The sequence below is a fragment of the Silicimonas algicola genome (genome assembly GCF_003970735.1).
Taxonomy (GTDB): Bacteria; Pseudomonadota; Alphaproteobacteria; order Rhodobacterales; family Rhodobacteraceae; genus Silicimonas; species Silicimonas algicola.
Window position 1 is genome coordinate 2909889 of the sequence record NZ_CP034588.1, and the last position, 23974, is coordinate 2933862.

The window sequence follows — 23974 nt, forward strand, 5'->3', positions numbered from 1 at the left end:
CCCCATGATCGCACCGACCGACCTTCGCGGAATTATCCGCTCCGGCCTCCTGTCGTTTCCCGTCACACCTTTCGACGCGGACGACCGCTTCAACCCCACCGCCTTCCGCGCTCACCTCGAATGGCTGTCACCGCACAAGGTCGCGGGGCTGATCGTGGCGGGCGGCACCGGTGAGATGTTCTCGCTTATGCCCGACGAGATCGTCGAAGTGGTTAAAGCGGCGCGCGCAGCACAGCCCGGGGAGCCCGTGATTGCGGGCTGCGGCTATGGCACGCGCATGGCCTGCGACCTCGCGCGGGGCATCGAGGCGGCGGGAGGGGACGGCATCCTGCTTCTGCCTCACTATCTGATCCGCGCGCCGCAGGACGGGATCGAGGCGCATATTCGCGCGGTGTGTCGGGCCACGACCATGAGCGTCATCGTCTACAACCGCGGCCAGTCCGTCTGCTCGGCCGAGACCCTGCAACGGCTGGCGGACGACTGTCCGAACCTGATCGGTTTCAAGGACGGCACCGGCGACATCGACACGGTCCGGCGCATCACCATCGGGCTAGGCGACCGGCTGGCCTATATCGGCGGAATGCCCACCCACGAGCTTTTCGCGCAGGCCTATCGCGGCGCTGGCGTCGACACCTACTCCTCGGCCGTATTCAACTTCGTGCCCGAAACCGCGCTGGCCTTCTTCGATGCCTTCACAGCCGGAGACGACGCGGGCTGCGAGGCACTTCTGCGCGAGTTTTACTATCCCTTCGCGACGGTGCGCGACCGAAAGACGGGCTATGCCGTCTCGGCGATCAAGGCAGGCGTCGCGCTCAGGGGCTTCGAGACCGGGCCCGTGCGCCCGCCCCTGACCGACCTGACGGAGGACGAGCGCGGGATGCTGGCCGAGGTCATCGGCGACCGGCGCTGATCAGTCGGCAAAGCCCAGGCGGCGCAGCGCGGCCTTCGCGGTCTTCGAATTCGGATTGGTCTTCGACAGCGCGGCCTCGTTCAGGTCGGACACGACCTGGTGCAGCGTGCGCTGGCGCAGTTGCTGGCTGAGATAGACCTCGAGATCTTGCTGGAAGAGCTCGGCGATCCGTGTCGCTTCTTGTTGTTTCATCGGTCAGACTCCCCACGTCCCGGGCCCAGCTAGACCCCTTGAGAGAGACGGACGCAAGGCGCAGCGGCGCGTCACGCTGCCGCTTCGACCGGATCTTGCCGACGCGGTTGGCACTTGGGCAAGATTCGTCTTGAAAACAGGCGCGTCACCGTTCAAATTCAAATGTGCGAATACTTGGAGATGCGCCATGACCCTCAGCAGACGCAGTGTTCTTCGCCGGGGGGCGGCCCTTGGGGCCTCGCTTCTGGTTCCTCGATTCGCGGTCGCGGAGACGAGCGCCGCCGGAGGCTCACTGATTACCGTGTCCGATGGCTACCTGTCGCTGCCGCGTTCCTATGTCCTTGGATCGCTGACCGAAGCCGAGGCCGGACCGATCCTCGATGAGGCGGGGATCACCGGGGAAATGGTCGCCTCGCCCTGCAACGTGACGCTTTTCCGCGACAAGACGCGGACGGTCCTGTTCGACTGCGGCTCGGGGTCGGAGTTCATGCCGACAGCAGGCGACCTGCTCGAGGGACTGGAGGCGGCGGGCGTGGCGCCAGAGGACGTGACGCACATCCTCTTCACCCATGCTCACCCGGACCACCTGTGGGGGTATCTCGACGACTTCGGTGACCCGGCGTTCCCCGAGGCGGCGCTGATGATCGGGCAAGCGGAATGGGACTACTGGATGGACCCCGCGACCATCGAAACCATCGACGAGGCGCGGCAGGCCTTCGTGGTCGGTGCGCAGCGGAGGCTGGAGATCGCTGAGGAAAAGATGACCTTTTTCAACGACGGCGACGAGGTTCTGGCGGGCATCGCGGCGCTGGCGACCTACGGCCACACGCCGGGGCACATGTCGTTCCAGGTGGGAACGGATGACCCTGTCTTCGTGATCGGCGACGCGATCAGCAACGGGCACGTCTCGTTCCGCGACCCGTCCTGGGAGCTTGGCAGCGACCAGGACCCGGCCACCGCCGCCGCGACGCGGTCGGCGCTGATGGAGCGGCTGGTCGGGAGCGAGACGCGGATGGTCGGCTATCACCTGCCGGACGGGGGTCTGGGCCGGGTGGCCCGCGCCGAGACCGGCTATCGGTTCATTGTGGAGTGACCGGGATGAAACGCATTGCAATCGCCCTGACCCTTGCCGCCTTTCCGGCTCAAGCAAGTGAGGATATCGCGGACCAGTATCCGCAGTCGGACCTTTACGAGAAGCCCGTCGAGGTCATCCCGCACGTCTGGTCGGCGATCGGGGCGACCGCGCCTCCGACCTACGAAAACACCGGACATAACAACAACCTGAGCTTCATCGTCACCGGCGAGGGCGTGGTCGTCGTGAACGGCGGCGCGGCCTACGTTCTGGCGAAGGCGCTGCATGACGAGATCAAGGCGGTGACTGACGAACCCGTCGTGCTTGTCCTGAACGAGAACGGCCAGGGTCATGCGATCCTGGGCAATTCCTACTGGCGCGAGCAGGGCGTGAAGATCGTCATGCACGAGGATGCGGCGGCCGAGATCGCGGCGCATGGCGACCAGATCCTGGTGGGGATGCGCGCCTACAACAAGGACAAGGCCGAGGGCACGACCGTGGTCGAGCCGGACGAGACCTTCGCCGACGAGTATATCGTCGAGTTGGGGGATTTTCGTATTGAAGCCAAGCACTTGGGTCCGGCGCATTCACCGGGCGACATCGTGGTCTGGCTGCCCGAGCAGAGCCTTGTGATCTCGGGCGACATGGCCTTCCACGAGCGGATGCTGCCGATCTTCGAGGACACGATCACGGCGGATTGGGTCGAGACCTGGGAGACGGCGTTCGAGCCCTTGGGCGCGACCTATGTCATTCCGGGGCACGGGCATCCGACCAACATGGCACAGGTCAGGCGCTATACCCATGATTACCTTGTGTATTTGCGCGAGAAGATCGGCGAGCACATCGACAACGGCGGCACGCTGGTCGATGCCTATTACGTCGATCAATCGCCCTATGCGCACCTCGACACCTTCGAGGAACTGGCCACGAAGAACGCGGGGCGCGTCTTCGAGCAGATGGAGTGGGAGTGAGGCGCGCACGCCGAATCGTAGGTTAAGGCTTGGAAACCAGGCGATTTTCAGGGTTCGGTATCGCGTCGGTATCACGTCGGTATCGCGTCGGTGCGCGATACCGCAAAAGCCGGTGGTAAACCGGGCGCGCGCCTAGCCGCCTGCCGCTTCCGCCACGATGGCGCCGAGCATGTCCTCGACCTTCTGCATCGGGCCCTCGGGATAGTCGCGGTAGCCGATCTGAACCTTGCCCTCGCGCTCAGTCACGAAGATGCCGTAGGGGCAATACTGGATGTTCATAGGGTCGGCCTCCATCACCTCGCGCGACACCACGGCCGAGCAGAAGTTGTAGATGTCGGCGTTCTCGAACAGCGTCACGTCGCTGCCCACGTCCTGCCCCGTGCGGTTGAGCATGTCACCGACGTGGCTCGTGGAATCGATCACGAGGCCCTGGTTCACGATGGCGGACTCGACTGCGAAGGTCGCGTCCTCGAAAGGTCCGTCGAAGTCGGTGACGATGGCCTCCTGCGCGAGAGCGGGCGCGGCGGCGAAAGCCAGTGCGATGGCGAGTGCTGTGTGTCTCATGTCGTCCTCCTGTCGCATCGACCCTAGCGCGATGGCGTGACCCGGCCATGATCGGGATCAAGGCCGGGCGAGGTTCAGCCGCCGAAGATGTCGGCGGTGATTCCGGCGTACCAGCCTTCCGATTCCTCGTAGGTCGCCTTTCGCAGCGCCGCATCCTCGCCGGTCTGGCTGATGAAGCTGTCGGTCGAGGCGATCTTTTCGGGCGTCGGTTCATAGCTGGCGCCGACCTTGACGCCGTCGTTCTCGGCGATGAGCGACCAGCAGGTGTTGGAGTACTTCGCCGGGAAGACACGGCTTTCGGTCAGCGCGCCCCGGATGGCATTCGCCGCGACCTTGGCCTGGCTATTGGCCGAGAAGCCCGACTTGGGCATATCGCCCTGCGCCGCGGCATCGCCGAGGACGTGGATGTCGGGGTCGGCCTTTGACGACATGTCGGCCGCGTTGACCGGCGCCCAGTTGCCGTCTGTCACGCCTGCGACCTCGGCGATGTGGCCCGCCTTCTGAGCGGGAATGACGTTGACGACGTCCGCCGTCTCGACCTGCCCGTCGATGTCGACGGTCATCTCGGCCGGGTTCACGCTGACGTTCGCGGCGCCGAAGTCGGGGCCGAGACGGTCGATCATGCCTCCGTAGTGGGCCTGCCAGCCTTCCTCGAAGAGGGCCTGCTTGGAATAGCTTTCCTTGGGATCGACGATCAGGATCTTGGCGGTCGGATTGGTCTGCTTGAGATGCCAGGCCACCATCGACACGCGCTCGTAGGGTCCGGGCGGGCAGCGATAGGGGTTGGGCGGGGCGACCATGACGAACAGCCCGCCCTGCGGCATGGCCTCGATCTGCGCCTTCAGAAGCTGGGTCTGCGACCCGCCCTTGTAGGCATGGGGCATCCTGTTCTGCGCCGAGATGTCCCAACCGGGGACCGAGCCTTCGATGAAGTCGATGCCGGGCGACAGGATCAGCTTGTCGTAGGACAGCACCGCGCCGCTGCCGAGCGTGACGGTCTTCGCGTCGCGGTCGACGCCGACGGCCCAGTCGTGGACGACGTTGACGCCGGAGGCGGCAAGCGACCCGTAGGTGTGGCCCAGATCGTCGAACTCCTTGAAGCCGCCCAGGTAGAGGTTCGAGAAGAAGCAGGTGTAGTAGGTGCGCGTGGGCTCGACGAGCGTGACGTCGATCTGTCCCTCGCTGTCCTTCGCGATATAGCGGGCCGCCGTGGCGCCGCCCGCGCCGCCGCCGATCACCACGACCTTCGGCCTCCCGTGGGCTGCCCCCCGAACCATGGGTGCAGATAGCACGGTAGCTGCCGCCGAGCCGATGAAGGTGCGTCTGTCGAGTGTCATGCCGGTCCTCCCCCCTTTTGGTGTCCGCGCCGCTAGTCTGCCAGCGTCGCGAAGTATGCGGCAAGAGCCTCGATCTCGTCGTCGTTCAGCCGTCCGGCCACCATGTTCATCACCGGGTGCAGCCGCGTCTTCGACCTGTAGGCCTGCAGGGCGGCGACGAAGGCCTCCTCGTGCCAGCCCACGATGGGCGGAATGCCTTCGTCCGCACCGTCGGCCCGGTGGCAGGTCGTGCATTCGCCGGACAGGTAGGCGCCATATTCGGAGTCGCCGGTCTCCGCAGCCCCGGCCGCCGCCGCAAGGGCGGAGACGGCGAGGGCGAGGAGCGGCGCGCGCATGGTCAGTCGGCGGCGAAGGTCGACAGGTAGGCCACGACCGCGTCGATGTCGGCCTGGTCCTTGAGACCCGCGAAGGACATCTTGGTGCCCTTCAGGTAGTCGCGGGGCTTGGTCAGGAAGCCCGACAGTTCGGCATGGTCCCAGACGAGGCCATTCGCGCCGGCCTCGGCCATCGGTTTCGAATACTTGAAGCCCTCGACCGTGCCTGCGGTGCGTCCGACGATGCCGTTGAGCTGCGGTCCGGCGCGGTTCTTCGCGTCCTCGCCGACCTGGTGGCAGGCCTGGCACTTCTTGAAGACTTTCTCGCCGGCGGCGACGAGCTGCGGGTCGGGTGCGGCCGTCTCGGCGGGGGCGGCGTCTGCGGTGGGCGCGGCGGGAGCGGTCTCGGTCGCGGCGACCTGCTCGGTTGGAGCCGCGGTGCCCGCTGGCCCGCCCTCGAGCGAGACGGGCGGCGCGCTGTCGACCGTGACCGCGTCGGCGGCGGTGCCGGACTTGGCCTTGTCGACGGCCTCTTTCAACTGACGCGCGCGGGTTTCCTCGGGCGTGACGTCGAGGATGGCGGCGCGGCCGGTGATCTCGACCGCGTCCTTACAGTTTTCCATGCAGACGTCGGCCTTCACGAAGACGGGAAACTCGGTCTCCATCCGGTCGTCGGGCATGAAGCCCTCGGCGTTCGGCATCTCGACCTCGAGGAAGTTGTCGCGCGACAGCACGAACTCCTCGTCGTCGACGATGTCGTTCAGGTAGAGGAGATAGGCCGTGATCGCGTAGGTCTCGTCGGCCGTCAGCGACTGCGCGTCGCCGAAGGGCATGGCGCGGTGGACATAGTCGTAGACGGTCGAGAGGTAGGGCCAGAAGCTGCCGATGGTCTTGTTCGGGCGGTCGTCGGACAGCGTGCCCTGCCCGCCCGCGAGGACGGGCCAGCGGCCCACGGCCTCGCCGAAGTCGCCGTGGCAGACGGCGCAGCGGTCGGTGAAGATCTCCTCGCCCGTGGTCACGTCGCCCGAGCCTTCGGGCAGGCCGACCCCGTCGGGGCGCACGTCGATGTCCCAGGCCGCGATCTCGTCCGCCGTGGCGGGGCGGCCCAGTCCGAAGGTCGCGGCGGAGGCCGGACCGGCGATCAGGGCGAGGGCGAGGGCGGCGGCACCTGCTTCAAGAAATCTCGACATTTTCCGCGATCCCCTTCTCGTTGACATACCAGGTCTGGATTCCGTTGTTGTGATAGATCGAGTTGACGCCCCGGAATTGGCGCAGCTCTTCCTTGGTGGGCTGGACGTAGCCCGTGGAGTCGTGCGCCCGGCTTTGCAGCAGCAAGGGCGTGCCGTCCCAGTCGAAGTCGTAATAGAAGCGGTGCATCGACTTGTCGAAGGACGGGCCGGACATCCGCGCTTCGTGCCAGTTCTTGCCGCCGTCGATGGTGACGTCGACGCGCGGGATGGTGCCGCGGCCGGACCAGGCGACGCCGGTCAGGACGGTCGGCCCCTTCGAGTGGAGGATGGGCGCCTGCGGGCTGGGGTTGGTGATGACGGACTTCGCGTCCATCTCCCAGGTGAAGCGGCGCGCGGTGCCGTTCTCGAGAAGGTCGGTGTACTTCGACGTCTCTTCGCGATGATGCCAGGGCTGGTCGCCGACCTCGATGCGGCGCAGCCACTTGATCCACATGTTGCCTTCCCAGCCCGGCACGACGAGGCGGAGAGGATAGCCCTGCTCGGGGCGAAGCGCCTCGCCGTTCATCTTGAAAGCGACGAGGCAGTCGTCCATCGCCTTTTCGATCGGGATCGACCGCGTCATGGCGGCGGCGTCGGCGCCTTCCGGCATGATCCATTTGCCGTTGGTCTTGACACCGGCTTCCTCGAGGATCAGCCGCAGCGGCACGCCGGTGTACATGACGTTGTGGATCATGCCGTGGGTGAATTGGCAGCCGTTGAGCTGCGCGCCGCGCCACTCCATGCCGGAGTTCGCGGCGCATTCCAGGAAGTAGACCCGGTTCTCGCGCGGGAAGCGCATCAGGTCCTGCATCGTGAACACGAGCGGCGTGTCGACGAGGCCGTTTATCATCAGCCGGTGCTTGGCGGGCTCGATGTCGGCCACGCCGCCGTGGTGACGCTCGAAGCAGAGACCGTTCGGCGTGATGATCCCGTCAAGTTCGTGCAGCGGCGTGAAGTTGACCGAGGATACGGGGTCGGCGGTCAGCCATTCTACCGACCGGCGCTTGACGTGGGCCTCGTGGCGCGACGGCATCCCGTAGGGATTGGCGTCGACGCCGTCGCCCAGGACGTGATTCCAATCCTGAAGCTCTGTGATGAGAGGATCGCCCTCGGCGCGGGCGGCGGTGCCGGCGGCTAGACCGGCGGTCGCGGCCAGTCCGCCCCTGAGGATATCGCGGCGCGTTGTCATGCCAGGTCTCCTGGATTGGGGAACGTCATTCGATCACCTCGACCGAGGTGTTCTGGCCGACCGTCACGGTGCCGTTGCGCTTCAGCCAGGCCTCGACCACGTCCCAGATCGGCGGGCCTTCGGTGCCCTCGTTGACGCTGGCCCAGCCCGCGACGACGTAGTTCCTTGCCGGGTCGATGGCCTCGCCCGTCTTGAGAAGCGTCATGTCGGAAATGCGCTGGCCCTGCGGCTTCGACAGCTCGATCCGGTAGCCCATGCCGCCGACGCGGACCATGTCGCCGCCCTGCTGGTAATAGGGGTTCGGATTGAAGATGTTGTCGGCCACGTCCTCCATGACGATCTTCAGGAACTCGCCCGACATCTCGGTGCGGTAGGCGTTCGGGTAGGTCATCGAGGTGACGTTCCAGACGTCCTCGCGCGTGATCGGCTGGCCCGGAAGGATCGAGGGACCCCAGCGGACGCCGGGCGACAGCGCGATCTCCGCGTCGCGCTCTTCCAGAAGCGCGTCGCAGATCAGGTCGTCCCAGGTGCCGTTGAAGTTGCCGCGCCGGTAGAGAAGGCCGTCAGCGGTCCCCAGCACCTCTTCCAGCTCGGCCTTGTAGGGCTCGCGGTCGGCGGCGACCTGCGCCGCCATCTCGGCGTCGGGCTCGATCACGTCCGAGAAGATCGGGATCAGCTTGTGGCGGAAGCCCATCATCTTGCCGTCGCGGACGTCGAGGTCGACGCGGGAGACGAACTTGCCGTTGGACCCGGTGGCGATGATGATCGTGTCGCCCACCACGTAAGGCTCGGGCAGCGCGTCATGGGTGTGGCCCGAAAGGATGACGTCGATGCCGGTGACGCGGCCCGCCATCTGCTTGTCGACGTCGAAGCCGTTGTGGCTGAGGAGGACGACGAGGTCGGCACCCTCGCCCCGGACGGTGTCGACGGTCTCCTGCATCGTCTCCTCGCGGATGCCGAAGGAGTATTCGGGGAACATCCAGCCGGGGTTTGCGATCGGCATGTAGGGAAAGGCCTGGCCGATGACGGCGATCTTCTGGCCGCCGGCCTCGAACCACTCGTAGGGTTTGAAGGCCTCGGCGGGCTCGTCCCACTCGGCGTCGAAGATGTTCTGCCCGAGCGAGGCGAAGGGCACCTGCCCCACAAGCTCGAGCAGGCGCTCGGTGCCGAGAGTGAATTCCCAGTGGAAGGTCATGGCGTCGGGCTTCAGGAGGCTCATGGCGTTGACCACGTCCTGCCCCGCCGTGTGGTAGCAGCCGTAGGAGCCGTGCCAGGTGTCGCCGCCGTCGAGGAGAAGGGCGTCGGGGCGTGCGGCGCGGATCGCCTTGACCACGGTGGCGATGCGGTCGAGCCCGCCCATGCGGCCGTAGGTTTTGCCGAGCGCCGCGAAGTCGTCGTAGGTGAGCGCATAGTGCGAGGGCGAGCCGTCCTCGATGCCGTAGAGGCGGCGGAAGTCGGCGCCGGTGATGTGCGGCACCTCGCCCTTGTTCGCGCCGACGCCGATGTTGATTTCGGGCTCGCGGAAATAGATGGGCACAAGCTGCGCGTGGATGTCGGTCAGGTGGATCAGGGAGACGTTCCCGAAGGTCTCGAACTCCAGAAGCTGATCCTGGGTCAGCACCTGCTGCGCGGCGAGCCGGCCCCAGTTGCCGAAGCCCGAGGCTCCGTAGATGGCCGAGGTCGCCATGGCGGCCTGGAGGAAATCGCGGCGCGAGATCATGGGAGCGGTCGTCCTTTCCGATACATATGCAGATACCTGAATGAATTCAGGTAGAAAAAGGCCCGCGCGAGGTCACCCCCGCGCGGGCCGATGGATTACTGACGAACCGCCGGGGATTCGACCGAGAGACCGTTGCCGCGCGAGGCGACGTAGAGCTCGAGCGCCCGGAACTCGTCCGAGCCTTCGGCGAAGGTCTCGGCCATGGTGTCGCGAATGCAGCCGCGGAAGCGGTTGTGCACCGAGACGAGTCCCGTCGTGTTGAAGCGATACGTCGGGAAGCCGTTGATCTGGCCCTGGCTCAGGTGGTCGGCCCGGATCATGTTGCCCCAGTTGTCCTCGTGACAATTGGCGCAGGACAGCTCGAGCTGGCCGAAGCGGGTGTAGTACATCTCTTTCCCCTGATCCCAGAAGCTCTGGGCGGGGCCGTCGATGGCCACGTCTACCGGCATGCCGCGCGACTGGAGACGGATGAGCGCGACCATGCCCTGCATGGTCTGGCTGCTCCACTTCCACTCTTCGGCCTGCATCCGTTCGGTCCGGCACTCGTTGATGATGTCTTCCATCACCACGAGCTTGCCGTCGGATTCGCGCACCTTCGGCATCACCGCGCCAAGGCCCGCGAAGCTTTCCGGCCCGCCCTCGTGACAGGAGGCGCAGCTCTTGCCCGCAGCCCCGTCGACGGTCTCGAACGTCGCGGCCGCCGCGTCGACCGCCAGCATCGCCGGGTTGTCGAAGTCGTCCATCTCGAGCGCCTGGGTGTCGTCCGACCGGAAGCGCCAGCCGGAGTAGATGGTGTCCAGCACCCCCTCAAGATGCGCCGGAGCCGGAGCCTCGGTCACGATCTCGGTCTCGCCGTTGATGACGAGGCTGTCCTCGTCGGGTCCGGCGAAGGCCGGCACGGCGAGAAGGGCAAGGATCGCCCCTCCCGTCGCGAGAGCTTTGGTCTTGTTCATCGTTATCCTCCCCTTTGGCACGCGATCAGCTGACTTCGATCGACTGGGTGTCGGTGTAGGTCGAACCGTCGTCGTCGTACCAGGTGAAGGTGAATTCGCCCGACTCGGGCACCGTCGCATCGAACTCGAAGTACGGGTTTGTCGAGATCGCGGGAGCGAGAACGACGTCGATGACGTTCTGTCCGTTGAAGTCGCAGGTGAAGCGATTGATGATCGAGCGCGGGATGACGTTGCCGTCCGAGTCCTTGCGCTGACCGGATTCCATCTGGTGGCTGATGAGCGTCTTGATGGTGACCGCTTCGCCTGCCGATGCGGATTTCGGTACCTTGACGCGGGGTTTAACACCTTCTGCCATAGTCGTGGTCCTTTCCTGAATGCCTCAGCCGCCGCAGCCGCCGATGGTGACCTTCACTTCCTTGCGGTCGGCGATGAAGCTGCCGTCCTGAAGCTTTGCGACCGCCAGCACTTCCTGCGTGGTCGCGAGACGGATGCGGGTCGAAGCCGCCTGCGACGCCGCGAGCGGGCCGAAGGTGAAGGCTGCGACGCCGGGCACGGGGTTGCCGAGCGCATAGACGCGGATCTCGGCCGCGCCGGGGGCCGAGACCTCGATCGGAACGGTGTTGCCGTTCTCGGCGATCTCGGGCGCCGTGAGGGTGATGTCGCCGGTGCCGGGCTCGGCGCCGCCGGTGAACTCGGCCAGCTCGCCGACCATCGGCGCGTCCTGCGCGAAGGCGCGGATCGGCAGAACCATCGCGGCCGCGGCCCCGATGCCGGCGATCAGCGTCTGGCGTCTTGTCAGTTCCATTGGATGTCCTCCAGTTCTCGGGCCGTCATTCCTTGAGCGTAAGGAGATAGGCCACGACATTTTCGATCTGCTCGGGCGTCAGAAGCGGGTGGATCTCGGTCGCCGCCTTGCCGGTGTAGCCGTCACCCGGCCGGATGAAGCCGTCGACCTTGTAGAAGGACGGCATCATCGTGTCGGGAAACATCATCTTCGCGTTGGCGACGATGCCGCGCAACTGCGCCTCGTCCCAGCGGTCCGCGACGCCGTCGAGCGTCGGCCCGACCTCGCCCTGGAAAGGATACTCGGTCAGGTCGGTGACCTGGTGACAGGCGACGCAGTTGCCCGCGCCGCGGTTCATCACTTTCCGGCCCTCGGCCGGATCGCCCGGCGCGCCGGTCAGCGACGCCGAGACCGCCCCGTCCTCGTAGGCGACCTCGCCCGGAGCGATCGCCTGTGCGAATGCAGAGCCAGCGCCAAGGGCGGTGACCGCGAGAATCACGCAAGTTCTTTTCATGAGTCCTCCCAAACTTTCGTGTACCGTAGCGCACGGCCGGCAAGGCTCGCAACAACAAATTCAAGTAACTGAATTAATCTGGCTCACCCGATCCGGGGCCAGAACATCACCAGCCAGTTCGCCAACTCGTTGATCCGTTCCGTCGCGATCAGGATGCCGAAGACGATCAGCAGGACGCCCATCGCCTTTTCGATCCGCCCGAGGTGCTTTCGGAAGCCGCGCATCCAGCGCAGGAACGGCTTTATGAAGACCGCCGCAAGGATGAACGGCGCGGTCATGCCGACGGCGTAGACCAGCAGAAGGCCCATCCCGTGCGAGATATCGCTCTGCCCGCCCGCCATGAAGAGGATGGCGGCCAGCACGGGTCCGACGCAGGGCGTCCAGCCGAAGGCGAAGGCGAGACCGATGACGTAGGCGCCCAAAAGGCTCGTCCGCGAGGTGTCGCCCACGCCGGTCCCGAACTGGCGATAGAGAAGGCCGATGCGGATCACGCCGAGGAAATGCAGGCCCATCGTGATGATGATGGCCGCCGCGACCCATCGCAGGATGTCGAAGTATTCGCTGACGAGACCGCCGAGCGTCGTCGCCGCAGCGCCGAGGGCCACGAAGATCGTCGCCACGCCGAGCGCGAAGAGGATCGAGGCGATGATCGCGCGGCGCTGCACGTCGGGCGGCAACGGCTCGTCGCCCTGGATCGCGGCCATGCCGGCACCTGCGAGGTAGGACAGGTAGAACGGCACGATGGGAAGGATGCAGGGCGACAGGAACGACAGGAGGCCGGCGACGAGAGCGCCCAGGTATGACACGTCGAACACGAAGCGGCCTTTCCTTGATCGGTTCAATCAAACATATTACGTTTGTCGAATATGGACCTCTTGCGCAAGACACTTCCCCTGATCCGCGCCGGCCTCGCAGCCGTGGCGATGGCGCTTGCCGCCCTTCCCGCCTCCGCCACCGAGGCGGTCGAACTTGTCATGGTCGAGGAAGACGGTTGCATGTGGTGCGCCCAGTGGAACCGCGACGTCTCGCCCGAATATGCCCTGACCGGCGAGGGCCGCGCCGCGCCGCTGCGGCGGATCGACCTTCATGCACCGGTCCCCGAGGATCTGACCTTCGAGCGGCCGGTGCGCTTTACGCCTACCTTCGTCCTCGTGCAGAACGGGCAGGAGCTGTCCCGGATCGAGGGCTATCCGGGCGAGGATTTCTTCTGGGGTCTCTTGCAGATGATGCTGACGAAGGCAGGACTGGATTACGGAGCCGAGGGCTGAGATGGACGCAGCGCACGACACCCAGACACGATCGAACGGCGGGCTTCCCGTCTTTGGCAGCGACACCTGTGCGGCCGAACTCGACGAGATGATGAAGAACGCGCAGGAGGCGTCGAACTTCCTCAAGGCGATCAGCCACGAGGGACGGCTGATGATCCTGTGCCACCTCGCCTCGGGCGAGAAATCGGTGACCGAGCTGGAGGAGCTTCTCTCCGCCCGGCAGGCCGCCGTCTCGCAGCAGTTGTCCCGCCTGCGTCTCGAAGGGCTCGTGCAGCCCCGCCGGGACGGCAAGGCGATCTATTACAGCCTGACCGACGACCGTTCGACCAAGATCATCGAGGTGGTCTACAACCTGTTCTGCGGCAAGAACCGCCAGACCTGAGCGCGGTCGGCGCAGGCGGCGTGGGGAGGCGCTGTCGATGCTGGACACCATCGGAGAACCGATCGCACTTGCCCTGATCGGCCTCGTCGGAGGCGTGCTTCTGGGCCTCGCGGCGCGGATGGGCCGGTTCTGCTCGCTCGGCGCCATCGAGGACGGGCTCTACGGCGGCGACTGGACGCGGATGCGGATGTGGAGCTTCGCCATCGGGCTGTCCATCCTTGGCACCTTCGGCGCGCAGTCCCTTGGACTCGCTGAGATCGGGCGCACCGTCTATCTCGCGCAGGACTGGAACCCCTGGGCGTCGATCCTGGGCGGGCTCGCCTTCGGCTATGGCATGGCCCTGGCGGGCAACTGCGGCTTCGGCGCGCTGGCCCGCGTGGGCGGCGGCGACTTCCGGTCCTTCGTCATCGTCATCACCGTGGGGCTCGCGGCCTATGCGACGCTCTCGGGACCGTTTGCAGAGTGGCGCGTGGCGCTTTTCCCCGACAGCCGAGCGACGTCGCCCCAGGGCCTTGCCCATGCCGTCGCGTCTGTGACAGGCCTGTCGCCTGCCCTGCCCGCCTTTGCCGCCGGTGTCGCACTGATGGCGCTGGCGCTTGCAGACCGCGGCTTTCGCGGATCGCCCCGCACCGTCTTCTGGTCCGCCGCCGTGGCGGTCGCCATCGTCTCGGGCTGGCTGGGGTCGGCCTGGGTCGCGCGCCACGGTTTCGCGGCGACGCCCATCGTGTCCCACACCTATGCGGCACCCTTGGGCGAGACGATGCTTTACCTGATGACCGCCTCGGGACGGTCCGTGTCCTTCGGGGTGGGATCGGTCGCGGGTGTCTTGCTGGGCGCCTTCGCGGGCAGCCTCGCGCGCGGGCACTTCCGGTGGGAGGCCTGCGAGGACCCGCGCGAGCTGCGCCGCCAGATCGGAGGCGCGGTGCTGATGGGCGCGGGCGCGGTGGTGGCCGTCGGCTGCACCGTGGGACAGGGGCTGTCCGCGTTCTCGCTCCTCGCCTATTCGGCGCCCGTGACGGCGGCGGCGATCTTCGCGGGCGCGGCGGTCGGGCTGAGGCAGCTCATAACCGGCTTCCTGCCCGCCGAGTGATCAGGCCTGCCGCGCGAGCCAGTCGCGGGACCGGGCGAGCGCCGCGTCGGCAGAAGGCGCAAGTCGTCCGCGATTGATGAAGCCGTGGCTGACGCCCGGCTCTGTCCAAGCCTCGACCTCGACACCTGCGTCGTGCAGGCGAAGGGTCAGCGCCTCGCCCTCGGACCGCAGGACATCGTGTTCGGCCATGAGGTTCAGAACTGGCGGCAAACCCTTGAGATCGCCGAGCAGTGGCGCGAAACGCGGATCGTCGCGGAAGCGCGCGCCTGGGTCGTAGAGGTCGTAGATCTCGTCCACTCGCGCGCCGGTCAGGACCGGGGCGTCGGCGTAGGCGCGGTGGCTTTCGGTGTCGGTCGCATTTCCGAAGACACCGTAGAACAGGACGAGCGCGCGGAAGGTTTCGCGCGGAAGGCTGAGGGCCGCGGCGAGCGCGAGGTTCGCCCCGGCGGAGGCGCCGCCGATGGCGAGGCGCGTCGTGTCGAGGCCGGTCAGGCCTGCGCTCTGCAGCCAGCCGACCGAGGCGATCACGTCGTCCAGCCCGGCTGGGAAAGGGTTCGCGGGCGCGAGGCGATAGGAGACCGAGGCGACGTGCCAGCCCGCACCGGCGAGCCTGCGGCAGGCGCGGTCGTTCAGGTCGATGGTCCCGCCGACCCAGCCGCCGCCGTGGATGTAGACGAGCACCGGCGCGTCGTCCGCACCCGCGCGGTAGAGCCTCAGACGCTGCCGCTGCCCGGCGGCGCCGGTGTAGGTCATGTCCTCGACGGAATGGACCCCGTCTGCGCCCTCGACCCAGTACGCCGCCGCCTCGGCGTCGTCCGCGAAGGTCTCGGAGATCTCGTGGACCCGCTCCATTCCCTCCGCCCAGCCCCAGGGCCCGCGCGTCATCGCCATCTCTGCTTTCTCCCCTGCGCCAGACGAGTTTTCCGGCGGCGGAGCGTGACTCGGGCCCCGGACCTTGTCAAACAGGGGCAAAACCACGAGGGAGGAAAACATGGAGATCGAATGCGTCGTGCCGAGCCGGAGCCGCATCGGCGAGGGTGCGGTCTGGGACGACCGGGCGGGCGTCCTGTGGTGGGTCGACATTCCCGCCGGGCTGATCCACCGCTATGACCCCTCGTCCGGCGTGAACGACAGCTTCGACTGGGGCGAGCCCGTGGGCTGCCTTACCGTGCGCGAAAAGGGCGGTCTGGTCCTGGCGACCAAGTCGGGCTTTCACCTCTTCGACCCCGACACCGGCGTCCGCGAGGCAATCCAAAACCCCGAGGCCGGGATGCCCGACAATCGGTTCAACGACGGGGCGACCGATGCTCAGGGCCGGTTCTGGGCCGGCACCATGAAGGATGGAGGCGAGCCGGAGGCTCTGGGGCGGTTCTATCGCCTGGATCCGGATCTGTCGGTAACCCCCTGGAAGGGCGGTATCTACACCACGAACGGCATGGCCTTCTCGCCCGATGGCCGCACGATGTACTTTTCGGACAGCAACAAGCTTGTCCGCACCATCTGGAAGGCCGCCTACGACACCGAGACCGGCACGCCGGGCGAGCCGGAGGTCTTCTTCGACACGCGCGAGGTCGCGGGACGTCCCGACGGCGGGACGGTCGACGCCGACGGCTGCTACTGGCAGGCGGGCATCGACGGCTGGCAGCTTTACCGCATCACGCCAGAGGGCCGCATCGACATGACGATCGATGTGCCCGTCGAGCGGCCGTCCAAGCCGATGTTCGGCGGTGTGGGTCTGGACGTGCTGTTCTTCACCTCGCTCGGCATCGGGCTGACGGGCGACCGGCCCCAGCCCGAAGCGGGATCGCTCCACGCGATCACCGGCCTCGGCATCACCGGCCTGCCCCAGCCGCGGTTCGCGGGATGAGCGAGGGCCTGCGGGCGGAGCTGTGCCGGCTGACGGGCTATGTGCCCGGCCGGACCACCCGCGCGCGGGCCGCCGCCCCGCCCCGCGTCGAGGAGGGCATGGTGGTCGAGGAGCTTGTGCTGGAGGGCCCCACGCCGTTCCCCGCAACCCTGACCCGGCCCGAGATGGGCGGGCGTCATCCCGCTGTACTCTACTGTCACGCCCACGGCGGGGACTACGTGCTGGGGCGGCGCGAGCTGCTGGACGGCAGCGTCTACTTCGAAGGTCCGGGCTATGGCGCGGCGCTGGCCGCGATGGGGTTTGCAGCGCTCTGCATCGACATGCCGGGCTTTGGCGACCGGCGGCGCGAGGGCAGTGAAGCCGCGTTGTCGAAAGCCTTGTCCTGGAAAGGGAAAAGCCTGTTCGGACTGATGCTGGCCGACCTCGGGCTGGCGCTCGGTTATCTGACCGGGCGCGAGGATGTGCGGCCTGACCGCATCTACAGCTACGGGCTGTCGATGGGCGCCGCCCAAGCGCTTTGGCTCGCCGCGCTCGACGACCGCATCGCCGGGTGCGCCCATGCCTGCATCCTGGCGGACGTGGCGCGGCTGATCGAGACCGGCGACCACGACCGCCACGGAGTCTGCCTGACCGTGCCGGGCCTTCTGGACGTGGCCGACATGGGAGAGGTCGCGGGGCTCATCGCCCCTCGCCCGCAGATCGTTTGCCACGGAGAGGCCGACCCGCTGACACCGCCCCACGCCCGGGACGCGGCCCTCGCCGCCCTTCGCGCCGCCTATGACCGGCGCCGCGACGCGACCGGACGCAACACGCTGCACACGATGACGGACCCCGCCGCCGGTCACGTCGAGTCGGCCGCCATGCGCGTCGCCGTCCTGGATTTCCTGTCCCGCGCCGCGTCGCGGGGCGCCTTTTTCGCCGCCTGACAAGAACGAGGACCTGACACATGATGAACCGACTGCTGATGACCGGCGCCGCCGGCGGACTGGGCACCCAGATGCGCACCCGCCTCAAGCACCTCGCCCCCACTATCCGTCTCTCCGACATCGTCGAGGTGACGGACCCCCAGGCGCACGAAGAGGTCGTGACCTGCGACCTGGGCGACAAGGACGCCGTCGAGGAGCTTGTGAAAGGCTGCGACGGCATCGTCCACTTCGGCGGCGTCGCGACCGAGCATCCCTGGGATCCGATCTGCAACGCCAACATCAGCGGGCTCGTCTATCTCTATGAAGCGGCTCGCAAACACGGCCACCCCCGGATCATGTTCGCCTCGTCGAACCATGCCGTGGGCTTCCATCCGCAGAACAAGGTGATCGACAACACCGTCTATCCGCAGCCGGACGGGCTTTACGGCGTGTCCAAGGTCTTTGGCGAGGCGCTGGCCAACGCCTATCACTCCAAGTTCGGCATCGAGACGGCCATCGTGCGCATCGGCTCGTGCTTCCCGAAGCCGACGGACCACAGGATGCTGTCGACCTGGCTGTCCTACGACGACCTTGCCGGACTGATCGGGCGTATCTTCGACGTGCCCCGCCTGGGCTGTCCGATCATCTACGGCGTGTCCAACAACACCGCGTCCTTCTGGGACAACCGGCAGGTCAAGTGGATGGGCTGGCAGCCGAAGGACAACGCCGAAGACTATCGCGCCGAGGTCGACGCGGCCAAGTCCAAGCCGGCCAAGGACGCGCCCGAGGTCCTGTGGATCGGGGGCGCCTACACCGCCGACAAGATCCATGAATGAGCGGATTTGATACGTTTTGACCCTTCACGGAGCCGCGTGTTGACGCGGCTTCCCTTTTTCCCCCACTATCGGACGGCACGGCAAAAATACTATCAATCGCCGGCATGATAAAACGGCGTCAAGCCGTTGACGCGACAGGGAAAGGGAAGGGAGGACCCTGATGGGGAGGACAGGTTTGTCCGTGCGACCGGAGACGGCCGCATGAGTCTGCTGGCACTCGACAGGATCACGAAGAGCTTCGGCGCCATTCATGCCCTTCAAGGCGTGGATCTGGAGATTCAGCCGGGCGAAGCCGTGGGCCTCATGGGCGACAACGGCGCGGGCAAGTCCACGCTCGTCAAGATCATCGCCGGGAACTTCCCGCCGACCTCGGGGCATATCGCCGTCGAGGGGCGCGAGGTGGTCTTCGACCGACCCATCGATGCTCGCGCTGCCGGGATCGAGGTGGTCTATCAGGACCTCGCGCTGGCCAACAACCTGACGGCGGCCGAGAACGTCTTTCTGGGACGGGAGCTGAAAAAGGGCTGGGGGCCGTTCCGCACGCTCGACAAGGAAGCGATGATCGAACGATCCTCCGAGCTGTTCGCGGAGTTGAAGTCCGAGACCCGTCCCCGCGACCTGGTCCAGAAGATGTCGGGCGGCCAGCGCCAGGCCGTCGCCATCGCACGGACGCGGCTTTCGGATCCGAAGCTCGTGCTGATGGACGAGCCGACCGCCGCCATTTCGGTCCGCCAGGTGGCCGAGGTCCTGAACCTCATCAAGCGGCTCAAAGCCACAGGCCACGCCGTCATCCTGATCTCGCACCGGATGCCCGACGTCTTCGAGGTCTGCGACCGCATCGCGGTCCTGCGCCGGGGCACGAAGGTCGCCGACAAGGCGACCCGCGACACCTCGCCCGAGGAAATCACCGGGCTGATCACGGGAGCGATCCATGCAGCCTGACGTCCCCCGCACCACGGATCATGCCGCCATCGGCGACGTGGCCGGGATCGAGGAGCGGACGCTTCTCCAGAAGATGCTCACGAGCCAGCCGTTCTGGGTCACCGTCGCGCTGATCGTGGTCTGCCTCGGCATCGGCTTCTATCAGCCGGCCTTCTTCACGGCGCAGAACATCGCCAACATCACGCGCAACTTCGCGATCTTCGGGATCATGGCGCTGGGCATGACCTGCGTCATCATCACGGCCGGCATCGACCTCTCGGTAGGCTCCATCATGGGCCTCGTCGCCATCGTGGCGGGCATCTACCTGACGGCGGAGTACTCGTGGTACGTCTCGTTCGCCCTGGGAATGCTCGCGGGCCTGGCCTGCGGCGCCGTCAACGGATTTCTCATCGCTTACGTGGGGTTGTCGCCGTTCGTCGTCACGCTTGGAATGATGTCCATCGCGCGGTCGCTGGCCGTGGTGATCTCGGGCAACCAGATGCTGTACCAGTTCGGCCCCGACGCGCCGATCGTGAAGGCCATCGGTCAGGCCAAGTTCCCGCCCAACGTCGAGGGCGACATGTGGCCCGACTGGATCCCCGCCTTCTCGTCGCACTTCTGGGTCATGGTCTTCATGGCGCTGATCGTGGGCTATGTCTTCAAGTACAAGGCCTGGGGCAAGCACCTGTTCGCCATCGGCGGCAACGAGCAGGCGGCGCGGCTGACCGGCGTGAACGTCAAGCTCATCAAGTTCCAGGCCTATGTCTTCTCGGCCTTCTGCGCGGCGGTCTCGTCGCTTCTGATCCTTGGCTACACCGGATCGGCGATCAACGCGCTGGGCCAGAGCTATGAGCTGCGGGTCATCGCGGCCACGGTGATCGGCGGCGCGAACCTGCTGGGAGGCTATGGCACGGCCTATGGCGCGATCATCGGCGCGGCCCTTCTCGAGGTGATCCGCAACGCGCTTCTCATGGCGGGGATCGACTCGAACTGGCAAGGCGCCTTCGTCGGCATCTTCATCATTCTCGCGGTGTTCATCGGCCTCCAGACGGAAGGCGGCCGAAGCTATATCGCGCAACTCAGGGATACGATCCTGCCGCCCCGGCGGAAGGATCGTTAGTATCGCCGGCCCGCGTGGCGGGACGGCACATTCAGGGAGGAAAGCATGAAAAAACTCTTGATCACTTCGGCGCTCGCCATGTCGGCCATGACGGTCGGCACGGGCGCCTTCGCCCAGGACATCTTCGCGCTGGTGCCGAAGAACATGAACAACCCGTTCTTCGACCAGGCCCGTGACGGCTGCAAGAAGGCCGAAGCGGAATCGAACGGCGCCTTCGTCTGCGAATACATCGGACCGGGCGAGCACGGCGGCGGCGACGAGCAGGTCCAGATCGTCATGGACCTGATCGCGCGCGGCGACGTGAAGGGCCTGGGCGTGTCGCCCTCGAACGCGGCCGCCATGGCGGTTGCGGCTCAGGCGGCCAAGGATGCCGGAATTCCCTTCATCACCTGGGACTCCGACCTTCTCGACCCGACCCTGCGGACCGCCTACATCGGCACCCACAACTACGAGATCGGCGTGAACCTCGCCAAGCTGGCGATGGAGATCAAGCCGGACGGCGGCACGGTCTGCATCCAGTCGGGCGGCGCCGCGGCGGCCAACCACAACGAGCGGATGCAGGGCATCCGAGACACGCTTGGCGCCATGTCCGGCACCACCTCGCCGGGCGAGCGACTGACGGGCCAGAACGGCTGGACCGAGGCCGACGGCTGCCCGCTTTACACCGACGACGACTTCCCGAAGTCGGTGCAGCAGTTCGAGGACTTCATGGCCGCGAACCCTGACGTCGACGCCTTCCTGCCGACGGGCGGCTTCCCGCAGTTCGTGCCCGACGCGAACCGCGCGGCGGTCGAACCCTACAAGGACCAGATCGCTTCAGGCGAGCTTGCCCTCGTCGTGGCAGACACCCTGCCGGTCCAGATCGACCAGATGAAGGAAGGCTTCTCGGCCGGACAGGTCGGCCAGCGTCCGTTCCAGATGGGCTACGAGGTGATGAACGCCTTCGCCAAGATGGCGGCCGGCGGCGAGCCCCCGGCGGACCCGACTTACACGGGTCTCGACGTCTGCACGCCCGAGACCGCCGACACCTGCATCGCGCAGTGATCGGCTGACAGAACGGTCGGCGGCGTCTTCGGGCGCCGCCGATTCTTTGCGGGCCGGGCGGGGGCGCAGCCCCGCACCCCCGGAGTATTTTCCGACAGAAGAAGGGCTGAGCGATGGATACGAGACCGATAGGCGGCACAGGGGTCGGCGTCACGCCGATCATCTTCGGCACCTCTGCCCTGGGCGGGATGCCCGACACCTATGGCTATGACGTGGACGAGGCGCGGGCGCGCGCGACGCTGGAGGCGATCTTCGAGAGCCCGGTGAACTGCCTCGATGCGTCGAACAACTATGGCTTCGGCCGCAGCGAGGCCCGCGTCGGCGACGCCCTCCGCGCCGCGGGAGGCCTGCCGCCCGGTTTCGTCATCTCGACCAAGCTCGACCGCGACATGGAGACGGGACGCCTAGACGCCGACCGCGCGCGGCGGTCGCTGGAGGAGAGCCTCGAGCGGCTCGGCCTAGACCGCGTGCAGATCCTGCACCTGCACGACCCCGAGCATTGCCGCGACCTGTCCGAGATCACGGCGACCGGCGGGGCGCTGGACGAGCTGTTCCGGATGAAGGAGGAGGGCCTGTGCGATGCCGTGGGCCTCGCCATGGGCCGGCTCGACGTCATGGAGCCGATCCTGCGCGACTTCCCCTTCGACACGCTCATCAATCACAACCGCTGGACGCTTCTGAACCGCAGCGCCGATGCGATGTTCGACGAGGCGCACGCGCGCGGCATCGCCATCCTGAACGCGGCGCCCTATGCCTCGGGCGTACTGGCCAAGGGGGCAGACGCCTCGCCCATGATCTCCTATACCCCCGCGGACGAGGCGGACCTGGCGCCTGTGCGGCGGATCGAGGCGATCTGCGCCCGTCACGGCGTACCCATGGGAGCTGTTGCGCTGCAGTTCTCGATGCGCGACCCGCGCGTGACCTCGACCGTCATCGGCGTCTCGAAGCCCGAGCGCGTTGCCGAGACGCTGGACTGGGCGCAGGCGCAATTGCCGGACGCCCTTTGGGACGACATTGCCGCGCTGCCCTTCGAGACGACGGATCCGGAAGCCAAGCGCGACTACCGTCCGGGCTAGATCATTCGGCGGCCATCCTTGCGCCGACGGTATCGAGCGCCCTTTCGACGACCTCGGTGCCGGCCCCGTCGCGGTGCGCTTCTTCGGACAAAAGGCGCCGCCACGCCCGCGCGCCGGGACGGCCCGCGAAGAGACCCATCATGTGGCGGGTGACCGCGTTCAGCCGTCCGCCGCTGGCCAGATGTTCCTCGATGTGCGGCAGCATCGCGACGACGACCTGGGACGCATCGGAGAAGGGCGGCGCCTCGCCCCAGATCTCGCCATCGGCGGTGCCGAGGATGTCCCAGGGCGCATGATAGGCGGCACGGCCGATCATCACGCCGTCGATCCCCCGGTCGAGGAAACCCTTCGCCTGCTCGAGGCTTTCGATCCCCCCGTTGATCGACAGGTGGAGGTCGGGAAAGCGCTCTTTCATCCTGAAGACGAGATCGTGGTCGAGCGGCGGGATGTCCCGGTTCTCCTTCGGCGACAGACCCTGGAGCCAGGCCTTCCGCGCATGGATCGCGATCCGGCGGACACCGGCGTCGCGCATCCGGGACAGGAAGTCGGGCAGGACCGTGGCCGGGTCCTGATCGTCGACGCCGATCCGGCATTTGACGGTCACGGGAACCTCGACCGCCGCCGCCATCGCGCGCGCACAGTCCGCGACGAGGCCCGGCGTCTTCATCAGGACCGCCCCGAAGGTGCCGGACTGCACGCGGTCCGAGGGGCACCCGACGTTCAGGTTGATCTCGTCGTATCCCTCGTCAGCCCCCATGCGAGCCGCCTCGGCCAGTTCGGCGGGGTCGGAGCCGCCGAGTTGAAGCGCTACGGGGTGTTCCGAGCGATCGAAACGCAGGAGGTGCCGCGCTCCGCCCCGGACGAGGGCGGGCGAGGTGACCATCTCGGTATAAAGAAGCGTGCGCCGCGACATCAGCCGGTGGAGATACCGGCAGTGGCGGTCGGTCCAGTCCATCATGGGGGCGACGGACAGTCTGGCGCTTTGGTTCAACGTCATTTCTTTCTTGTTTCGTACCGACGGGGGCAAAGCTGAGGCTCGCTGTTGATCCGAGCCTTGGTTAGGGTCGATCGCCAGTTTAGACCATGCCCGAATGAACGGCCAAGGGTGCATAGAAAAGCCTATGTGCTAAGTGACCGTCGGTTCCGCAAGACTTGGCGGAACCGAGGGCACGCCATGCGGGGTCCACGCGAGCCGTCAGCCGATCCGCCTCAGCGTTTGAGAAGCGGGGCTTCGTCAACCAGTTGAAGACTTTCCACGAAGGGCCGCTCGGCGAGGCGCGCGATATCCTCCGCCGGGGCCGAAACGACCCAGCCGTCCTCCTCGTTCGCATCGACGATGTCGAGCGACATCTCGCGAAGTGCGGCCTCGAAGCTTGCCTCGTCCTGGCCGACGGCAGGCGTTATCATGACGGTGATCGTCGCCGGACCCGACTTGGCCCCCTCGGGCAGAAGCTGGGTCTTGAAGTCGACCGACACCGGTTCGATCGCCTGCACGCCCGACGCTTCCATCAGGGCAGAGGCATCGGCGTCGAGCGGGATCGACCCAAGGTAGGTTCCGTCGCCGGCGTACTGGCCGATGAGGATCTCCGATTCCGACAGGCGCGCGACGGCGCCTTTGTCGAGCGGTGCATCGACGGTGACGAGAACGGACGCCCGGTCCTGCCCAACGGCGGGGAAGGCGACCACGATCAGGAGTGCTGCAAGTCTCGACATGAT

28 protein-coding genes are annotated in these 23974 nt (G+C 66.7%); 13 read left to right on the forward strand and 15 right to left on the reverse strand.

Going from position 1 to position 23974, the window contains the following annotated elements:
• The first annotated feature begins 7 nt into the window (after window positions 1-7).
• Entirely contained in the window at window positions 8-910 is a 903-nt protein-coding gene (locus EF888_RS14300; RefSeq protein WP_206508527.1) for a 5-dehydro-4-deoxyglucarate dehydratase, read from the forward strand.
• Here the strand turns inward: EF888_RS14300 and EF888_RS14305 are convergent, their stop codons facing one another.
• The gene (locus EF888_RS14305; protein ID WP_109760770.1) at window positions 911-1102 is read right to left on the reverse strand and encodes a hypothetical protein; all 192 of its coding nucleotides are present in this window, start codon (window positions 1100-1102) and stop codon (window positions 911-913) included. It abuts the gene before it with no gap.
• 187 nt (window positions 1103-1289) lie between these two features.
• Here EF888_RS14305 and EF888_RS14310 point away from each other — a divergent pair, with 187 nt between their 5' ends.
• Both EF888_RS14310 and EF888_RS14315 read left to right on the forward strand, forming a co-directional pair.
• Window positions 1290-2195: an MBL fold metallo-hydrolase gene (locus tag EF888_RS14310; protein WP_109760769.1), complete on the forward strand. Its 906-nt coding sequence runs from the start codon at window positions 1290-1292 to the stop codon at window positions 2193-2195.
• A gap of 5 nt (window positions 2196-2200) precedes the next feature.
• Window positions 2201-3145, forward strand: coding sequence for an MBL fold metallo-hydrolase (locus tag EF888_RS14315; protein WP_109760768.1), 945 nt, complete (start codon window positions 2201-2203; stop codon window positions 3143-3145).
• A 132-nt stretch (window positions 3146-3277) separates the two neighbouring features.
• Here EF888_RS14315 and EF888_RS14320 read toward each other — a convergent pair whose 3' ends face one another.
• From EF888_RS14320 to EF888_RS14370, 11 genes are all read right to left on the reverse strand, one after another.
• A complete protein-coding gene (locus tag EF888_RS14320) occupies window positions 3278-3709 on the reverse strand; it encodes a DUF302 domain-containing protein (protein WP_109760767.1) in 432 nt (143 codons plus the stop codon).
• A 74-nt stretch (window positions 3710-3783) separates the two neighbouring features.
• Complete coding sequence (locus EF888_RS14325) at window positions 3784-5046, reverse strand: NAD(P)/FAD-dependent oxidoreductase (RefSeq protein ID WP_109760766.1); 1263 nt, start codon at window positions 5044-5046, stop codon at window positions 3784-3786.
• A gap of 32 nt (window positions 5047-5078) precedes the next feature.
• Window positions 5079-5381: a c-type cytochrome gene (locus EF888_RS14330; RefSeq protein WP_109760765.1), complete on the reverse strand. Its 303-nt coding sequence runs from the start codon at window positions 5379-5381 to the stop codon at window positions 5079-5081.
• A 2-nt stretch (window positions 5382-5383) separates the two neighbouring features.
• Entirely contained in the window at window positions 5384-6550 is a 1167-nt protein-coding gene (locus tag EF888_RS14335; RefSeq protein WP_109760764.1) for a c-type cytochrome, read from the reverse strand.
• Window positions 6534-7778, reverse strand: coding sequence for a sulfite dehydrogenase (soxC, locus tag EF888_RS14340; RefSeq protein ID WP_109760763.1), 1245 nt, complete (start codon window positions 7776-7778; stop codon window positions 6534-6536). The genes EF888_RS14335 and soxC overlap by 17 nt, the downstream gene beginning before the upstream one ends.
• A 25-nt stretch (window positions 7779-7803) precedes the next feature.
• Window positions 7804-9498 (reverse strand): thiosulfohydrolase SoxB, encoded by a 1695-nt coding sequence (gene soxB / locus EF888_RS14345; RefSeq protein WP_109760762.1) that lies wholly within the window; start codon window positions 9496-9498, stop codon window positions 7804-7806.
• Window positions 9499-9593: 95 nt separating this feature from the next.
• On the reverse strand, window positions 9594-10451 hold the full coding sequence (gene soxA / locus EF888_RS14350) for a sulfur oxidation c-type cytochrome SoxA (RefSeq protein ID WP_109760761.1): 858 nt from the start codon (window positions 10449-10451) through the stop codon (window positions 9594-9596).
• Window positions 10452-10476: 25 nt separating this feature from the next.
• Complete coding sequence (soxZ, locus tag EF888_RS14355; RefSeq protein ID WP_109760760.1) at window positions 10477-10806, reverse strand: thiosulfate oxidation carrier complex protein SoxZ; 330 nt, start codon at window positions 10804-10806, stop codon at window positions 10477-10479.
• Between the two features lie 24 nt (window positions 10807-10830).
• Window positions 10831-11256, reverse strand: coding sequence for a thiosulfate oxidation carrier protein SoxY (gene soxY, locus EF888_RS14360; protein WP_109760759.1), 426 nt, complete (start codon window positions 11254-11256; stop codon window positions 10831-10833).
• 25 nt (window positions 11257-11281) lie between these two features.
• Complete coding sequence (gene soxX, locus EF888_RS14365) at window positions 11282-11749, reverse strand: sulfur oxidation c-type cytochrome SoxX (protein ID WP_109760758.1); 468 nt, start codon at window positions 11747-11749, stop codon at window positions 11282-11284.
• 83 nt (window positions 11750-11832) lie between these two features.
• Window positions 11833-12564: a cytochrome c biogenesis CcdA family protein gene (locus tag EF888_RS14370; RefSeq protein WP_109760757.1), complete on the reverse strand. Its 732-nt coding sequence runs from the start codon at window positions 12562-12564 to the stop codon at window positions 11833-11835.
• Between the two features lie 51 nt (window positions 12565-12615).
• On the opposite strand from EF888_RS14370, the gene EF888_RS14375 reads away from it, so the two are divergent.
• From EF888_RS14375 to EF888_RS14385, 3 genes are read left to right on the forward strand one after another with little or no spacing between them, the layout of a single operon-like run.
• Window positions 12616-13017, forward strand: a complete 402-nt coding sequence (locus EF888_RS14375; protein ID WP_420902631.1) for a thioredoxin domain-containing protein — start codon at window positions 12616-12618, stop codon at window positions 13015-13017.
• Window position 13018: 1 nt separating this feature from the next.
• On the forward strand, window positions 13019-13399 hold the full coding sequence (locus tag EF888_RS14380) for an ArsR/SmtB family transcription factor (protein ID WP_109760756.1): 381 nt from the start codon (window positions 13019-13021) through the stop codon (window positions 13397-13399).
• 37 nt (window positions 13400-13436) lie between these two features.
• Window positions 13437-14489, forward strand: coding sequence for a YeeE/YedE family protein (locus EF888_RS14385; protein WP_109760755.1), 1053 nt, complete (start codon window positions 13437-13439; stop codon window positions 14487-14489).
• Here the strand turns inward: EF888_RS14385 and EF888_RS14390 are convergent, their stop codons facing one another.
• The gene (locus tag EF888_RS14390) at window positions 14490-15380 is read right to left on the reverse strand and encodes an alpha/beta hydrolase (protein ID WP_164721702.1); all 891 of its coding nucleotides are present in this window, start codon (window positions 15378-15380) and stop codon (window positions 14490-14492) included.
• Window positions 15381-15480: 100 nt separating this feature from the next.
• On the opposite strand from EF888_RS14390, the gene EF888_RS14395 reads away from it, so the two are divergent.
• The 7 genes from EF888_RS14395 to EF888_RS14425 all read left to right on the forward strand — a co-directional run bounded on the left by EF888_RS14395 (window position 15481) and on the right by EF888_RS14425 (window position 22258).
• Window positions 15481-16356, forward strand: coding sequence for an SMP-30/gluconolactonase/LRE family protein (locus EF888_RS14395; protein WP_109760753.1), 876 nt, complete (start codon window positions 15481-15483; stop codon window positions 16354-16356).
• The gene (locus EF888_RS14400; RefSeq protein WP_109760752.1) at window positions 16353-17282 is read left to right on the forward strand and encodes an alpha/beta hydrolase family protein; all 930 of its coding nucleotides are present in this window, start codon (window positions 16353-16355) and stop codon (window positions 17280-17282) included. Before EF888_RS14395 ends, EF888_RS14400 begins: the two co-directional genes overlap by 4 nt.
• 20 nt (window positions 17283-17302) lie before the next feature.
• On the forward strand, window positions 17303-18097 hold the full coding sequence (locus EF888_RS14405) for an NAD-dependent epimerase/dehydratase family protein (RefSeq protein ID WP_206508322.1): 795 nt from the start codon (window positions 17303-17305) through the stop codon (window positions 18095-18097).
• A gap of 201 nt (window positions 18098-18298) precedes the next feature.
• Window positions 18299-19039 carry an ATP-binding cassette domain-containing protein gene (locus tag EF888_RS14410; RefSeq protein WP_109760751.1) on the forward strand — a complete coding sequence of 247 codons (741 nt, stop codon included), beginning with the start codon at window positions 18299-18301 and terminating at the stop codon, window positions 19037-19039.
• Window positions 19029-20138: an ABC transporter permease gene (locus EF888_RS14415; RefSeq protein WP_109760750.1), complete on the forward strand. Its 1110-nt coding sequence runs from the start codon at window positions 19029-19031 to the stop codon at window positions 20136-20138. The genes EF888_RS14410 and EF888_RS14415 overlap by 11 nt, the downstream gene beginning before the upstream one ends.
• A 45-nt stretch (window positions 20139-20183) precedes the next feature.
• Window positions 20184-21182: a substrate-binding domain-containing protein gene (locus EF888_RS14420; RefSeq protein WP_109760749.1), complete on the forward strand. Its 999-nt coding sequence runs from the start codon at window positions 20184-20186 to the stop codon at window positions 21180-21182.
• A 113-nt stretch (window positions 21183-21295) separates the two neighbouring features.
• Entirely contained in the window at window positions 21296-22258 is a 963-nt protein-coding gene (locus tag EF888_RS14425; protein WP_109760748.1) for an aldo/keto reductase, read from the forward strand.
• Between the two features lies 1 nt (window position 22259).
• On the opposite strand, the gene dusA is transcribed toward EF888_RS14425, so the two are convergent.
• Both dusA and EF888_RS14435 read right to left on the reverse strand, forming a co-directional pair.
• Window positions 22260-23255 carry a tRNA dihydrouridine(20/20a) synthase DusA gene (gene dusA / locus EF888_RS14430; protein ID WP_241239678.1) on the reverse strand — a complete coding sequence of 332 codons (996 nt, stop codon included), beginning with the start codon at window positions 23253-23255 and terminating at the stop codon, window positions 22260-22262.
• Window positions 23256-23467: 212 nt separating this feature from the next.
• A complete protein-coding gene (locus EF888_RS14435) occupies window positions 23468-23971 on the reverse strand; it encodes a hypothetical protein (protein ID WP_126918582.1) in 504 nt (167 codons plus the stop codon).
• Between the last annotated feature and the right edge of the window lie 3 nt (window positions 23972-23974).